12 protein-coding genes are annotated in these 16294 nt (G+C 35.8%); 4 read left to right on the top strand and 8 right to left on the bottom strand.

Annotated features, from left to right (window positions below; all coding sequences use genetic code 11):
- Positions 1-50: 50 nt before the first annotated feature.
- From bioA to L1S34_RS13355, 3 genes are all read right to left on the bottom strand, one after another.
- A complete protein-coding gene (gene bioA, locus L1S34_RS13365; protein WP_236364410.1) occupies positions 51-1355 on the bottom strand; it encodes an adenosylmethionine--8-amino-7-oxononanoate transaminase in 1305 nt (434 codons plus the stop codon).
- Between the two features lie 3 nt (positions 1356-1358).
- Positions 1359-1976, bottom strand: coding sequence for a dethiobiotin synthase (gene bioD, locus L1S34_RS13360; protein ID WP_236364409.1), 618 nt, complete (start codon positions 1974-1976; stop codon positions 1359-1361).
- A 61-nt stretch (positions 1977-2037) separates the two neighbouring features.
- Positions 2038-3195 carry an aminotransferase class I/II-fold pyridoxal phosphate-dependent enzyme gene (locus L1S34_RS13355; RefSeq protein WP_236364408.1) on the bottom strand — a complete coding sequence of 386 codons (1158 nt, stop codon included), beginning with the start codon at positions 3193-3195 and terminating at the stop codon, positions 2038-2040.
- Between the two features lie 291 nt (positions 3196-3486).
- Here L1S34_RS13355 and L1S34_RS13350 point away from each other — a divergent pair, with 291 nt between their 5' ends.
- From L1S34_RS13350 to L1S34_RS13335, 4 genes are all read left to right on the top strand, one after another.
- Positions 3487-4026 carry a hypothetical protein gene (locus L1S34_RS13350; RefSeq protein ID WP_236364407.1) on the top strand — a complete coding sequence of 180 codons (540 nt, stop codon included), beginning with the start codon at positions 3487-3489 and terminating at the stop codon, positions 4024-4026.
- Between the two features lie 540 nt (positions 4027-4566).
- Positions 4567-5478, top strand: a complete 912-nt coding sequence (locus L1S34_RS13345; protein ID WP_236364406.1) for a hypothetical protein — start codon at positions 4567-4569, stop codon at positions 5476-5478.
- Positions 5475-7031: a phosphatase PAP2 family protein gene (locus L1S34_RS13340; RefSeq protein WP_236364405.1), complete on the top strand. Its 1557-nt coding sequence runs from the start codon at positions 5475-5477 to the stop codon at positions 7029-7031. The genes L1S34_RS13345 and L1S34_RS13340 overlap by 4 nt, the downstream gene beginning before the upstream one ends.
- 42 nt (positions 7032-7073) lie before the next feature.
- Positions 7074-7616 (top strand): GNAT family N-acetyltransferase, encoded by a 543-nt coding sequence (locus L1S34_RS13335; RefSeq protein ID WP_166132488.1) that lies wholly within the window; start codon positions 7074-7076, stop codon positions 7614-7616.
- A 51-nt stretch (positions 7617-7667) separates the two neighbouring features.
- On the opposite strand, the gene L1S34_RS13330 is transcribed toward L1S34_RS13335, so the two are convergent.
- The 5 genes from L1S34_RS13330 to glmS form a co-directional block, all read right to left on the bottom strand.
- Positions 7668-7949 carry a FoF1 ATP synthase subunit delta/epsilon gene (locus L1S34_RS13330; RefSeq protein ID WP_166132489.1) on the bottom strand — a complete coding sequence of 94 codons (282 nt, stop codon included), beginning with the start codon at positions 7947-7949 and terminating at the stop codon, positions 7668-7670.
- Positions 7950-8020: 71 nt separating this feature from the next.
- On the bottom strand, positions 8021-9532 hold the full coding sequence (atpD, locus tag L1S34_RS13325; RefSeq protein WP_166132490.1) for a F0F1 ATP synthase subunit beta: 1512 nt from the start codon (positions 9530-9532) through the stop codon (positions 8021-8023).
- A 256-nt stretch (positions 9533-9788) separates the two neighbouring features.
- A complete protein-coding gene (locus L1S34_RS13320; RefSeq protein WP_236364404.1) occupies positions 9789-11267 on the bottom strand; it encodes an SGNH/GDSL hydrolase family protein in 1479 nt (492 codons plus the stop codon).
- A gap of 29 nt (positions 11268-11296) precedes the next feature.
- Positions 11297-14107: a TonB-dependent receptor domain-containing protein gene (locus L1S34_RS13315; RefSeq protein ID WP_166132492.1), complete on the bottom strand. Its 2811-nt coding sequence runs from the start codon at positions 14105-14107 to the stop codon at positions 11297-11299.
- Between the two features lie 338 nt (positions 14108-14445).
- On the bottom strand, positions 14446-16293 hold the full coding sequence (gene glmS, locus L1S34_RS13310) for a glutamine--fructose-6-phosphate transaminase (isomerizing) (RefSeq protein WP_166132493.1): 1848 nt from the start codon (positions 16291-16293) through the stop codon (positions 14446-14448).
- Position 16294 lies beyond the last annotated feature (1 nt).

Genomic DNA, 16294 nt, shown 5'->3' with positions numbered 1-16294 from the left:
TTAAAACTACTTCAGAGCATCTTCAAGTACTTTGCAAATTTTCTGCAAATTTAAACTATTTCTAAAGCATTTTCGATCACTTGATATACTTTTTGTAACTGCTCATCGCTAATTACGTATGGCGGCAATACATAAACAATGTTTCCTACAGGTCTCAAAACAACACCGTTGGCAATAAAAAAATCGTACAACTTGTTGCGCAAACTTCCGTAATAACTTGCCGCGCCATCGGTGACAACTTCGAGTGCAATGATAGTTCCCAAAATTCTTGTGGTAACTACTTTTGGGTGAATTTTTATTCGCTCCTCAAAAGCCTTATGATTGGCATGAATTCTAGCAATATTAGTTTGCATTTCATCCGTTTGCAACAAGGTCAAACTCGCCAAGGCCGCAGCACAGCCAGTTGGGTTTGCTGTAAAAGTATGACCGTGAAACAAGGCTTTATTGATATCATCATCATAAAAGGCGTCGTACAACTCTTGTGTAAAAGTAGTAATTGCCATCGGAATCGTTCCACCTGTTAAGGCTTTCGACAAGCACATCATATCAGGTTTAGTAGTCACATAGTCCGTAGCAAAATTTCGTCCCGTTTTACCAAAACCTGTCATTACTTCATCAGCAATGTTGAACACTTTATTTTCCTTGCAAATTTGCATCAGTACTTCAAGCGATTTAGGCTCATACATCACCATACCTGCCGCTCCTAAAACCAAAGGTTCAAATATAAAAGCTGCGCAATTTTTAGAGTTAATTACATTTTGCAAAGCATCATAACTCTCTTGTTCGTGCCCTTTTACAGGAACAGGAATACGCACCACATCAATAAACATTCCTTCAAAGGCTTCGACAAAAAACGAAATTCCGCTGGCTGCCATGGCGCCAAAAGTATCACCGTGAAACGCATTTTCAAAGGCAATAATAGTCGGTCGTTTTTCGCCTTTGTTGAAAAAATACTGCAACGCAACCTTGATCGCTACTTCAACAGCTGTTGAACCGTTATCTGAAAAGAAAATCTTTTGTTGATTTTTTGGCAAAATCTCCATCAACTTTTCGGCAACAAGAACCGCCGGCTGATGTGTAAAACCACCAAATAGCACATGTTCTAATGTGGTTAATTGTTTGTAAATCGCATCAGCTATAAACCGATTAGAGTGCCCGTAAGGATTAACCCACCACGATGCAATGGCATCAATATACTCCTTGCCATTCACATCCCAAAGTAAAGCGCCTTCTCCTTTTGCAATAGCAATGGGCAAAGAAGCTGTTTTATGTTGGGTGTACGGATGCCACAAATACTTTTGATCTCTTTCTACAAGGCTAGACTTTTCCACAGCAACACTTTTTATAGTACTCATAATTTATAAACTCAAAAGGTTGTCACGAAATAAATCAGCGTATTCTTTTATGGCATTGGCATCAAAATAAGGTTCTTGATCAATGCGACCAATGCATTTAATTCCTGTCTTGTTTAAAATAATTGATTCGGTTGCTTTGTTTTCGTTGCCACTAAAAACAATTCCTGCTACTTTTAAATTTCTATTTTTCAAACATTCGATAGTCATCAAAGTGTGATTGATACTGCCCAAATAATGGCGTGAAACTACTATCACTTTATAATCGGGTTGAATCAAATCAACCACACAGTCCGTATCATTTAATGGAACCAAAACCCCTCCAGCACCTTCAATTACCAAATGATTTTTGGTTGCGGGTGAAGCTATATTACTTAAGTCAATTGTAATTTTATCTAACTCAGCAGCAAAATGCGGACTTGCTGGAGTTTGCAGTGCGTAGGCATTAGGATGAATCACTGTTTTATTGTTTGACAAAAGCAATTTGATCTTGTGACTGTCTGAGCGATCTAAATCTCCCGCCTGAATCGGTTTCCAATAATCAGCTTCGAGAGCTTCTGTAATAATTGCAGATGCAACAGTTTTACCAACATCGGTTCCAATTCCTGTTATAAATAGTTTCATACTTTTCAAATAATTATCCACCAAGCAAATGCTAGCAGTACTTTAATATTTTATCTTTTTTTTATTCAAAAACGTACACACTAAGCAAAGTAAGTACTTTTTCAATTTGTTCTTTTGTGTTGTAATTATGTAAACAAAAACGAAGGCGTTCTTGTCCTTCTGGCACCGTTGGCGAAAGGATTGCTTTTACATCAAAACCTTGCTCTTGTAATTGATTGGCAATCATTTTAACCTTGTCATTGCCCGGTATAATTGCAGATTGAATAGCTGATTTGCTACGAACAAATAAAGGCTTTACTCCCAACATATTTTTTATTTGATTAAAATGAATAATATTCTCCCGAAGCTGAGATAATGCAGTTACATCTTGATTCAAATAATTGTAAGCGATTAAAATCGTTGCTACCGAATGTGGAGAAAGACCGGTCGTGTAAATAAAACTTCGAGCGAAATTTACCAAATAATTCTTCAAATCTTGACTACCTAAAATGGATGCTCCATGGCAACCTAATCCTTTACCAAAAGTCATGATACGCGCAAAAACATGGTCTTGTAAGCCTAACATTTGCACCAAACCTTCCCCTTTTTCGCCAACCACTCCCAACGCATGCGCTTCATCTACTACCAAAAAACAATCATTGTCAGAAGCAATTTGAACTAAATTAGATAAATCTGGGCTATCGCCATCCATTGAAAAAACTGATTCAGTGACAATGTAAATACTGGACGAAGATAGTTGCGTAGCTTTGGCTTTAGCGATGAGTTCTTCTAAATTTTCAAAATTATTATGCTCAAATTTAAACGACCTTGCAGCACTCATTTGAATTCCGTCACGAATGGAGGCATGACACAAAGAATCAAATAAAATAATATCATTGCGTTGCGGTACAGCACCAAAAAAACCAACGTTAGCATCGTAACCAGAATTGAAAAGCAAAGTAGTTTCTGATTGATGAAATTGTGCAATATAATTTTCAGCTGTAGCATAAACAGCATGATTACCTGATAACAAACGGGAACCCGTTGCACCATTTTGAAGCAAATTATGAGCTACTAAATACTCATGAGTTTGATGAAACAGACTTGCAGAAGCAGCAAAACCTAAATAATCGTTAGAAGAAAAATCAACACCGCCACGAGTCGAAGGCAATACGCGTAAAGCATTTTGCTCCACTCTTGCTTGTAGCTTATCCGAAAGATTTTTTGGAAATTTTTTCATGGTGACACAAAAATAGGCAAGTTTTATTTGAATTGAATTTTGAAGCGTCAATTCATCAAAAAGAGTGCTCTAACACATGACTACTAATTAAGGAAACGAAAAAAGAGTTTTGAATTAAAAAAATACAAATTCATTATAATTTAACATATTAAAAAGAAGAGTCATAAGCTTAGCGCTTTATTTTTACGAAAACGGTTTCGATTAATCTAAATCATAAATTTATGTTAATTTTATCTTAAAAACAATCTCAAAAAAAACAGTCTGAACAATTGTTTGCTACTTTCGGAGCATATGAAACGGATTGCTACTCTTTTTCTGATAGTTACGTTATTTTATAACGTACTTGGTTATTACCTGATGTTTGCCTATCAGGAAGAGCAAGCATGGGTAGCAGCGATTGAAAAAAAAGACAATATTAATTACCAAGTTATTCAATTAAATGCCTCTTTATATTCATTTATAGAGGATACTGAATTTGAATATGTAAATGAAAATGTAGTTATCGACAAAAAAACGTATCACATATTCAAAAAAAGAATTCAAAACAATATTCTGAGCTTGTATTACCTACCAAATTCGCATCAAGAATCAATAAATCCTAACTTACAAAATATTGTTGATCAACAATTGTTTAATGGTGGAGCCACAAAAGAATCGCCTTTAAAAAAACTGATGAAATCTTTCTTAAAAGATTATATTCCTCAAGAAACAGCTGCCATAGTGTTTTCACCAGAAAACAAGGCAACTACTACTGAAATTGCATTATTACCTACTCCGCTTCTAATTGCAGGTTATCTGTCTGTGCCCTTCTCACCACCGGATCTGGTTTAAGACCTTGTTAAAACCTATTTTACCTTAACTTTTTGTACAAGATAAACTTTAGCTGCTTACAAATGTGCTAAACGTAAATGCTTGCGCAATCAACAACATTGGCTTTTAGCTTGTTATTGATCTAAAGCATGGCACCTATTTCATTATAGCCGTTTTTAGCAAATATCATTTTACAAAAAAGCAACACAAATTTTAGCTATCCTGCACAGCCAACATACAAAAATTTGACTGAGCAGTTAATAAACATAACATTTTGTGTTTACCAAAAGAGCTATTCAAGTAAATCAGGCTTTTAACAACCCAATATCTAATGGAGTTCTATTGATTTTCGAGAACTATTTTTTTTTAAAAAATCAACTCCTAAGTAACCTAAATCAAATACAAAAAACTTCTTTTTGATAGAAGTGATGTGTATTTTATGCTTCTTGTTTTGATGACTACAAAAATCAAAATCAGGTCCTGCAGATAAAGGATAATTGAGTATAAAAACATATCACCGCACTTAAAAGATCAAAAAATTAACCAGACCAGCAATTAAAAATGAAAAATAAATATTTACTTGGATTACTACTCGCTCCACTTTTTTTGTTTTCTCAAACAGAAACCGATGGATTATTTATGAGTAAAAATTATTTCTGTTTCGGAACGGTATATCAGCACAACAGCTGGAATGAGTATTGGGAAGGTGACTTTAAACGTGAAAATCTAAATTTAGGAACCGTTTCGAGTTCTTCCTTGGCTGTAATGGGTAATTACGGATTAACGAAAAAATTAAATGTACTAGTAAGCCTACCCTATGTAAAAACAAAAGCTAGTGCAGGCACTTTGGCCGGCCAAGAGGGCGTTCAAGATGTCACTCTATTACTCAAACACCTAACATTTAAAAGAAAAATAAACAGAACAGCCTACACACTATATACCGTTTTGGGACTTTCTACACCCTTATCAGATTATGCAGCAGACTTTTTACCACTAAGTATTGGCGCAAAGAGCAATACCGCAACCCTACGCTTGATAGCTGATTATCAAAACAAACGATTTTTCACCACATTTTCAGCTGCATACGTAAAAAGAGCTTCTATTGAAATTGATCGCAATTCCTACTTTACTACAAAACCGTATTACACCAATAGAGTAGATATGCCAGATGTAATAAATGTAAACTACAAAATAGGATATCGAACCAATACCCTTATTGCCGAAGCCTCTTTGGAAAACATGGTGACTCAAAGTGGAGGTTTTGACATTACCAGCAATAATATGCCTTTCCCGAGCAATACCATGAATGCACTACGAACAGGTGTTTTTACAAAATACAGCCCAAAACAAAACCCTAGATTATCATTCTTAGCAGGTTGTAATTACACTTTAAATGGTCGAAATGTAGGGCAAACAACCTCTATTTATGGCGGCCTATTTTACATCTTGAATTTTAACAAAAAACAATCATGAAAAGTACATTCAAAAAAACCTCAATATACCTTTTAGCAGCAATTTCTTCGATAATTTTCACTTCATGCAATGAGGATTTAGAAGAGAGAAATAATGAATTTCAAGCTTTAAATCCGATAACACAAGATGAAGAAGCAGGAGCTTGGAAAACATTTTTATTAACTAGTCCTAATGAATATTCATTAGATGCTCCAATAGCCAGTAACAGTCCGGCATTTACAAGAGAAATCAATGAAATAAAAAGTTTCCAAGCTAATATTACTGCTGAGCAACAAAGAATCATTCGTTATTGGAGCGTAGGTGGCGTATTGCGCTGGAATGAAATTATGCGAGCACTCGTGGCCAAACACAACCGACCGCCCTACCAAAATCCTGACGGAACCTACCCAACTCCATCAGCAGCAAATCCTTTTGCTAATCCTGAGTTTCCTTTTTCGAGCCCACCGTACGCAGCGAGGGCCTATGCCTATGTAAGCGCTGCACAACACGATGCTTTGGTTGCCACATGGTTTTATAAAAAGCAGTTTAACAGAATTGCTCCCTTTACACAAGACAACGCGTTGCAAGTATTAGTTCCTAAAAGTACATTACCCTCCTATCCCTCTGAAGATGGTGCAATCTGCGGTGTAACAGTAGAATTACTCAAATTATTATTCCCAACAGAAATTGCATTTATTCAAGAAAAAGCAGCTGAACACCAACTGTATCGCATTATTGCAGGCGCAAACGTGCGAAGTGATGTTGATGCAGGAATAACTTTAGGAAAAAAAATAGCAGCGAAGTTTATTGCAAGAGCAAGTTCTGATGGCGCAGGAGCCGCAATAGGAACTCCAGCGCAATGGGCACAACTAGAAAATGAAACATTTGCAAAAGGCGAAACACCTTGGAAATCTCTAGAATTGCCAGCTCGTCCGCCAATGCTACCCTTCTTTGGGAAAGTTAAATCATTTATTATGACACCCGAAATGGTAATCGCAAATAGACCAGTACCACCACCATCAACTAAATCAGATCTTTTCAAAAAAGAATTAGCCGAAATCAAATCAATAAGTCTAAATCAAACCAGAAGAAATATGGAAATTGTTACATTTTGGGCAGATGGAATTGGAACTTATACACCGCCAGGGCATTGGAACGCAATTGCGGCAGAATCTTTTGTTAAATTGAATTATAGCGAAGTTCGTTGGGCTAGAAACATGGCATTACTAAATATCTCTATGATGGACGCAGCAATCAGCTGTTGGGATGCCAAGTATACCTATTATAACCCGAGGCCAACACAAATGGATCCTTCAATTAAAACAAATACTGGAGTTCCCAATTTTCCAGCTTACGTTTCAGGACATTCCACATTTAGCGCAGCGGCAAGCACTGTATTATCTCATTTAATCCCGAGTAAAAAAACCAGTTTTGAAGCTATGGCAAAAGAAGCGTCTGAATCTAGGATGTTAGGTTGTATACATTACCGCAGCGATTGCGAAAAAGGAATGGAGTTAGGACAAAAAGTTGGAAATCTAGCCGTGGAACGCGCCAAGCTAGATGGAGCGGAATAATTAAAACTCATTTAGAATAAAACGATCATTATCAAATACATCATGAACACGATACTTTATTACAGGGCCAATTTACTCGAGGAACTTGAACAAATAAGGGAATTACAATTGCAAAATAGTAGCTCGCAATTCTCTACTGAAGAAAAAACTAAAGAAGGTTTTGTGACTGTACAACATACTGTATCTCTGCTTGAAAAAATGAATAATGCTTGTAAGCATATCATTGCCAAGGATCATACAAAAGTAATTGGATTTGCATTAGTCATGCTGCCTAGTTTTAAAGCCGAAATACCTGCTTTACAGCCACTATTTACTAGAATAGAACAACTTGTGGCTCCCGAAACGAAATACGTTGTAATGGGGCAAATTTGCATTTCAAAAGATTATCGAAAGCAAGGTGTATTTAGAGCCTTGTACCACTTTTATAGAGAACAACTTCAAGGTGAATTTGATGTACTTATTACCGAAGTAGCAACACTAAACCAACGTTCGCTGCAGGCACATCAAGCAATAGGTTTCAAAATTATTGCTACTTACCTTGAACACGACCTCGAATGGAACATCATAAAATGGAACTGGAAATAAAAAAAAGCCTAACGATAAGTTAGGCTTTTTTTTGGTATTTATAACGGGAACTTAATCAACTAAAACAATCACTTTATTGTCTTTCATTTCAACAGTCCCAGAATGAATCTCTAAAGTATAGTTTTGAGCATCCAGTTTTGTAAACTTATTAGCAACATCCTTTGTTAAAGTAAGGTTTGCCGCTGCAATTTTAATCACACCTTTCTCAAGAATTGAAACAATAGGAGCGTGATTATTTAAAATTTGAAAACTTCCATCTACTCCTGGCAAAGTAACCGAAGTTACTTCTCCTGAAAACAATTTAGCCTCTGGTGATACTATTTCTAAAATCATATTTTTAAGTTTTCAGTCTCAGTTTTCAGTTTCAGTTACTACTAACTGTTACTATCAACTGTAAACTCGTTTTACGCTTCGGCTAACATTTTCTCTCCAGCTTCGATAGCTTCTTCGATAGTACCTTTAAGGTTAAAAGCTGATTCTGGTAAGTGATCTAATTCACCATCAATAATCATATTAAATCCTTTGATAGTATCTTTAATATCTACTAAAACTCCTTTTAAACCTGTAAATTGCTCCGCTACGTGGAAAGGCTGAGACAAGAAACGTTGTACACGACGCGCTCTTGATACTGCCAATTTATCATCTTCTGATAATTCTTCCATACCAAGAATCGCGATAATATCTTGCAATTGCTTGTATTTCTGAAGAATTTCTTTTACTCTTTGTGCACAGTCATAGTGCTCATTTCCTAAGATATGTGGAGTCAAGATACGAGAAGTAGAATCTAACGGGTCAACCGCAGGATAAATACCTAACTCAGCAATTTTACGAGACAATACTGTAGTTGCATCTAAGTGAGCAAATGTTGTTGCTGGTGCCGGGTCAGTTAAATCATCCGCAGGTACGTATACCGCTTGTACAGATGTAATAGAACCTTTGTTTGTAGAAGTAATACGCTCTTGCATAGCTCCCATCTCAGTAGCCAATGTTGGTTGGTAACCTACTGCAGATGGCATACGACCCAAAAGTGCCGATACCTCAGAACCTGCTTGTGTAAAACGGAAGATATTATCAACGAAGAACAATACATCTTTACCTTGATCAGATCCTGCTCCATCACGGAAATACTCAGCAATAGACAATCCAGAAAGTGCTACACGTGCACGAGCTCCTGGTGGCTCATTCATTTGACCGAAAACGAAAGTAGCTTTAGACTCTCTCATTCCTGGTAAATCAACTTTTGATAAGTCCCATCCTCCATTTTCCATAGAGTGCATGAATTCCTCACCATATTTAATAATTCCTGACTCTAACATCTCACGAAGCAAGTCATTTCCTTCACGTGTTCTTTCTCCTACTCCTGCGAATACTGAAAGTCCACCGTGACCTTTTGCAATATTGTTAATCAACTCCTGAATCAATACTGTTTTACCAACTCCAGCACCACCAAACAATCCAATTTTACCACCTTTTGCATAAGGCTCAATCAAATCGATTACTTTGATACCTGTGAATAAAACTTCAGAAGATGTAGATAAATCTTCGAATTTTGGAGCCTGACGGTGAATAGACATTCCGTTCTCACCTGTTTTAGGCAATTCTGGTAAACCATCAATAGCGTCTCCAACAACGTTAAATAAACGACCGTAAACATCTGCACCAATTGGCATTTGAATAGGATTTCCTGTACCCACAACTTCGTAACCTCTAGACAAACCGTCTGTTGAGTCCATCGAAATGGTACGAACTGTGTTTTCACCAATGTGAGATTGTACTTCTAGCACTAATAAAGTACCATCTTTTTTTGTGATTTCTAACGAATCATAAATTTTTGGAAGTTCAACATCCTTACCGTTGAAAACTACGTCAACTACTGGTCCAATGATCTGGGCAACTTTTCCTATTACTTTCGACATTACTTATGTATTTATTAAATAGCTATTTAGGTTTATGAAAAGAGTCTAACCAATACATATTGATTAAATACTTTTTTCAGTGTGCAAAGATAATTTTTTAAAATATAAAATCAATTATTTTTTATAAAAATTGGAGTATTTTAATAGATATGCTAGAAATGAGTCAAAAACCATCAAAGCATCGCATTATCCTCAAAAAAAAACCACCTGCAAAACTGCAGATGGCCTTCCTAATTAACTAAATTTTATTTTTAAACTACAACGAAGCAGGGTACAAAATGCGGTACGTACCTACGTTTTTGTTTTTAAAGTTAGCTCCAAATTTTACATTTATAGCATCAGTAAATAAATTAGCAATAATTGCATATCCTCTTGGACTTGGATGTACTCCATCTAATGAAAACATTCCTCCAAAAATAAAAGCAGAAGTTGTATTAAAACCATTATACACAATACCACCACTAGCTAATTTATCTGTAACACCTTTCAATTCTACGAAAGCCAAACCTTTTGCAGTTGCAACTGATTGAATTGTTGCATTGTAAGCATCAGTAGCTACTTTTACTTCAGCAATTTCTTCTTTTGACAAAACCCAGTTATCAGCAAGAGGTACAGAAACTCCGTTAACAGCAGCAGCATTCCCTCCTACTAATGTACCAATAAAACTACTTGCTGGTAAAACAATCAAATCATCAGCTGTTGCATGTCTGAAAGATGGAATACTGAAAGAAGTTCTGTCAGTTAAATAACTATCTACAATAACTACTGCATTGGCACCTGCTTTAAAATTGATTGTTCTTCTTGAAGCTTCAGCAGCAGTCAATAAATTAGCATTTACCATTGATTGTAAACCTGCATTGTATGCTGCGTATCCAGTATTTAACTGTGCAGCTGCAGTTGCTGTTAAATTTACTGGATTAAAAGGTACTGTTGTAAAATATGGCAAAGCCGTTACATAAGGCAAATTAGCCACAACACCTTTTGCACCATTAGCAGTCATAGCATTTACAATTCCATTAAACGCACTTGCAAAAACATTTGGATCTGTAATATCATTACTAGCATAGGTAGCAGGATTCAAATTACCTGTTTGGTTTCTTCCTGAACCTCCAGAGGTTGCATAACCCAAAACATCATTACCACCAATCCACAAAGAAAAGAAGGTTGGCGCTTGAGCTACAGCATCAGCAACAACAGTTGTTGCAGCTGTTGAAGCAAATCGTGCAAAATACGGATTAGCAGCTCCAGTAGCTACACCAGCTACATTACCATAATTTGGAGCTACCAAATGATAACTCTTTGCACCTGGAACACCCATATTATTGAAAGGCCCAGTCAATTTAGTCGTTACTTCTGTTGTAGGCCTTCCAGGAACCGAAACTGGTGCCGCACCATTAAAAAACAATCTGGTTCCAAGAATCACATTACCATTTAACAAAAGCCCTCCTGTATTATCGTTCATAAAGGGAGTTTTGAACTCACCTCCTCCTGCTAAAGCAAACTGTTGTGCAATAATGTTTGCATAAGAACCTTCTTGCGCTGTTTTAAAAAGAGCATTATCACTAAAACCAGCCGCATAGGAATCACCTAGTGCTACATACTTAGTCACCACCGCAGAACCTGCTGTTAAAGGTTTTCCATCAGATGAGTTAGCATCTACCACTACTTCCTCTTCGTTATTACACGCTACAAATGCTAACGAAGCAAATAATAGCCATTTGAAATTTTTTATCATTGTAATTTTATTTTATTATGAATGATTGCTTATGGGTTGATTGTCCAAGATGCAAAATACTGCTGACCAATTAAACCAGCTCCTAAAACCTGACCATATTCTTTACCACCAATATTTGAAGCTCCAAGTTTGAATGTTGATTTTAAAGATGGGAAATTATAATTCAATTGCGCATCGATAACTGTTGCTGAAGCGATAACTCCATCAGCAAAAGAAGATTGCCATAAGTATTCACTATTCCATCTTCCGCTCACATTAAATCCGAAATTTTTAAATAATTTCTCATTTCCAATAGATGCCTTAACTCTATGTTTTGGAGTGTTGAAACCAGCTTCAAAACTTGGATCTTTTGATTGATCAAAACTGAATTCAGCATAGTTATAATTGGCTCCAATCTCAAATTCTTTGTATACTTTTCTAGACAATCCAATTCCGAAACCAATTGACTCGATTTCAATTGGAGTATTAGTGTATAACTGAAAAGTTCTTGTATTACCACTTTGTAAAGCTTGTATCGCTTTTGGACCTTCAGGGTTAGTTAATCCACCACCATCTAGTGCTAAACCATACAATGGAGTAATCACATTTAAGTTTCCAATAAAGTTGTTGTATATATTATAATACCCATTGATATCAATAGAAGTTTTATTGATAAAAGAACGATATCCTAATTCAAAAGCTTTCACTTCTTCTGGTTTAACAAGACCAGCATTTGTTTTTTTAAGTAAAGCTGGGTTTCCAGCAGCAGAAAATGCTAATACAGACGAAGCAAGATATGAATTCTCATACGCTCTTCTTCCATCAATAGTAACTGTAGCGTTTCCATTATTGTTAGCCTGACCAACAGTACCATTAACTGGTAAAGTCTCTGTAAAACGAGTTAAGTTATCTGGAGCTGACCCAAGCAAGATAGCACTACCAACATTGAAACCAATGTATTGATCTTGAGTAGATGGATTTCTAAAACCTGTTTGGAATGAACCTCTGAAATTATGATTTTTGTTTTCCCCAGCAGAATAAACCAAAGACACTCTTGGAGAATAATTCCCATCAAAATTTTGTGCTTTATCATAACGAAGCGACCCAGTAAATTTCAATCGATCGTCAATAAATTTTTTCATCACTTGAGTATACATTCCGTACTCGTCATAACGAATTGGTCCGTTAGCATCTGTGTAAATACGACCAAAAGAATTCAATTCATATTGTCTAAAAGAACCTCCAACTTGAATCTCAGCTACTTTGATAATGTCTTTGAAATTGTAATTTACATCTGAGTGATAAATTTTAGAATTATCAACCAACTTTGAACCAGATAAAACACTTGCTTCGTTGGTAACTTGAGCAAAAGCATTTTTAAACTCTGGAGTTCCTGGTAAAAATCTTCCTGAATCAGCTGAAGCTCTTGCTCTTGCATGCGCTTGCTCTGGAGTAAAACCTCCTAAAGTTGACTGTACGTAAGCACCGGCATATTGACCAAACCATGTTGCATCACTTTTCCACTTTCTATTTACATTAATACCTGTAAATAACATATCATATGAATTACCACCATCCTCAGTAGTAGTATAACCTCTTAAGAAAAAGTTTTTACCCTTGAATTCAATTTTATGTTGTTGCATAAAAAAGTTATTCAAGTAATATCTGTTAGCTCCTTGATAAACAGTGTTACCAAAACCAAATTTACTTTGAACAATAACCTCTAGTCTTTCGTCACCAAAAGGACGTACATGTAACGATAAATCAATTTTTGTATTTGACACTTTATTATCTGTCAAATCAACTTCATTATAACCAGTTCTACTTACATTTCTGTTTGGTAATAAATTTACCGCAGATGCTGGAATTATGTTTTGAGCCGCAAGAGCTTGTCCAACATTTTTTATGTTAGTAGCAACTTCGTCACCGTAAACATTGATACCATCATAGTCAATTGAATTTCTATCAACTCCCATTCTAGTTTTATCATCATAATTTACTGCATGCCATTCCGTACCTTTCATGTAAGCAAAGTTTGCTTTACCTGCTACATATTTATTGAAAGCTTTTGCCATACGCACTCCATAATCTACGTAGTCATTTGTACCGGCTGCTTTTTGAGTAGTTTGACCAAATTTAGCATATGCTCTGATACCTTCGCTTGTAAATGGACTTTTACTAGTCATGAACAAAATTCCGTTAAATGCATTCGCACCATACAAAGCCGAAGAAGCTCCTGGTAATAATTCAACTGACTGAACATCAATTTCTGAAACTCCTATTAAGTTTCCTAACACGAAGTTTAATAACGGAGAAGAGTTATCCATACCGTCCACTAATTGCATAAAACGAGTATTGGCTACAGAAGCAAATCCACGAGTATTGATCGACTTGAATGACATACTAGAAGTATTCATTTGAACTTCTTTCATGTTTTCTAATCCGTCATAAAAAGATGGTGAAGCTGTTTTTTTAATTTCAGCAGTACCCATTCTTTCAATGGTTACTGGCGACTCAAGCACACGCTCTGGAGTTCTTGACGCAGATACCACGATTTCATCTAGTTTATTCTCTTCATCTAATAATTTGACAACAATTTTTTGAGTTGATGAAGCAACAGAAACCTTTTGAGATGCAAAACCAATACTTGTAATTTCAATTACAAACGGTGGTTTTTTATTTGATTTTAAAGTAAAAGCACCGTCAACATCTGTCGTTGTGCTGGCAGCATCTCCTAGAAGTTTGATATTGGCTCCAGGAATAGGCTGGTTGTTACTGTCTGTAACAACACCTGAAATTGAATTTTGAGCAAATGTTACGCTACAAAAAAACAATGTCAAAAAAAGTAAATACACTCTCATTGGGCTATAATTTGTTGGTTTATGACGCCAAAGTACAAATAATTTTGATATTAATAAAAAAGAAGCGAAAAAAATCGGGAATCAGCATTTATAATGGTCTAATCAGACTTAATTGCTATTTCTAAAAGAATTTTTAATGTTAAATTTTAAGTATAAAAAACATAATTTCATTATGCATGCATATAAAAAATACATTAATCTTAAAAATTTTATTAAATTTTAGATATTTGACAAAAGTGCAAAAAACGTAAAAATTTATACTAATTTTCACATTTACAAAGCAAAAAAAAAGCCCCGAAAGTTGAACTTTCAGGGCTATTATAAAAAAATATTTTCACTTATTCAACTGTAACTGATTTTGCTAAGTTACGAGGTTGATCAACATTACAACCACGCATTACCGCTATATGGTAAGACAATAACTGTAATGGAATTGTAGTAATTAGTGGCGAAAGCGCATCTGAGGTTTCTGGAATCTCAATTACGTAATCAGCCAACTCACGAACTTGCGTATCTCCTTTAGTTACTACAGCAATAATTTTTCCGCTACGAGATTTAATTTCTTGAATATTACTAACAATTTTATCGTAATGTCCTTGCTTAGGAGCAATTACAACTACAGGCATATGCTCGTCAATTAATGCAATCGGACCATGCTTCATTTCGGCAGCAGGATAACCTTCAGCGTGAATGTATGATATCTCCTTTAGCTTTAACGCACCCTCTAAGGCAACTGGGAAATTATACCCACGACCTAAGTACAAGCAATTTGAAGCATCTTTAAATACAGCTGCGATTTCTTGTGCTACTTCATTGGTCTCTAAAGCTTCTTTAACTTTCTCTGGAATAATTTCTAATTCCTCAAGGTAAGCATGAAATACAGAATTTGACAAAGTTCCTTTTGCTTTAGCTAAACGCAAGGCAATCATCGTTAAAACTGTAATTTGCGTTGTAAACGCCTTTGTAGATGCTACTCCAATTTCTGGACCAGCGTGCGTATAGGCACCTGCATGACTTTCTCTGGAAATAGAAGAACCCACCACATTACAAACTCCAAAGACGAATGCACCATGTTCTTTAGCTAACTTAATAGCAGCCATAGTATCTGCAGTTTCCCCTGATTGTGAAATTGCTATAACAATATCTTTACTACTAATGATTGGATTTCTATATCTGAACTCAGAAGCATATTCTACTTCAACAGGAATTCTAGCAAATTCTTCAAAAATATATTCGGCAACCAAACCAGCATGCCAAGATGTTCCACACGCAACGATTAGAATACGATCAGCATTTAAAAATTTCTCTAAATTATCTTCAATTCCAGCCATTTGAATCAAACCTTCATTTGCATGAAGTCTACCACGATAAGTATCCTTAATTACACTAGGTTGTTCGTAAATTTCTTTCATCATGAAGTGATCGTAACCTCCTTTTTCAATTTGCTCCAAATTCATCTGTAGCTCTTGAATAGTTGGGTTTACCAAAGAGTCATCTTTAATTTTACGAACCTTCATTGGTTTATGCAACCTAATGTTAGCCATTTCTCCGTCTTCTAAGTAAATAGCATTAGATGTATACTCGATGAATGGCGATGCATCAGATGCAATGAAAAACTCACCTTCACCTACACCAATAGCTAAAGGACTACCTAAACGTGCCGCAACTATTTCATTAGGATTTTTTTTATCAAATACAGCTATAGCATAAGCGCCAACAACTTGATTTAATGCTACTTGAACTGCTTTTCCTAGTTTCAATTTATCTTTTTTCTGTACTTCTTCAATCAAATTCACCAACACTTCAGTATCAGTATCTGAATGAAATACATATCCTCTTTTTAAAAGCTCTGCCTTTAGAGGCGCATAATTCTCAATGATACCGTTGTGAACAATAGCTAAATCTCCAGAATTTGATAAATGAGGATGTGAGTTTACATCATTTGGCACTCCGTGAGTAGCCCAGCGTGTATGACCCACTCCAATAGAACCTGAAATTGCCATATCTACTGATGCCTTAGCCTCGAGATCAGCGACCTTGCCTTTAGTCTTAGTAACTTGTATAGACGCTCCATCATACAGCATTACGCCTGCACTATCATAACCTCTATATTCAAGTCTTTTCAGTCCCTTAATTACAATAGGATACGCTTCTCTGTATCCAATATATCCAACGATTCCACACATA

This window comes from Flavobacterium sp. K77 (genome assembly GCF_021608205.1).
In the GTDB taxonomy this organism is placed as follows: Bacteria; Bacteroidota; Bacteroidia; order Flavobacteriales; family Flavobacteriaceae; genus Flavobacterium; species Flavobacterium turcicum.
This window is presented reverse-complemented; position numbering and strand designations above follow the sequence as displayed.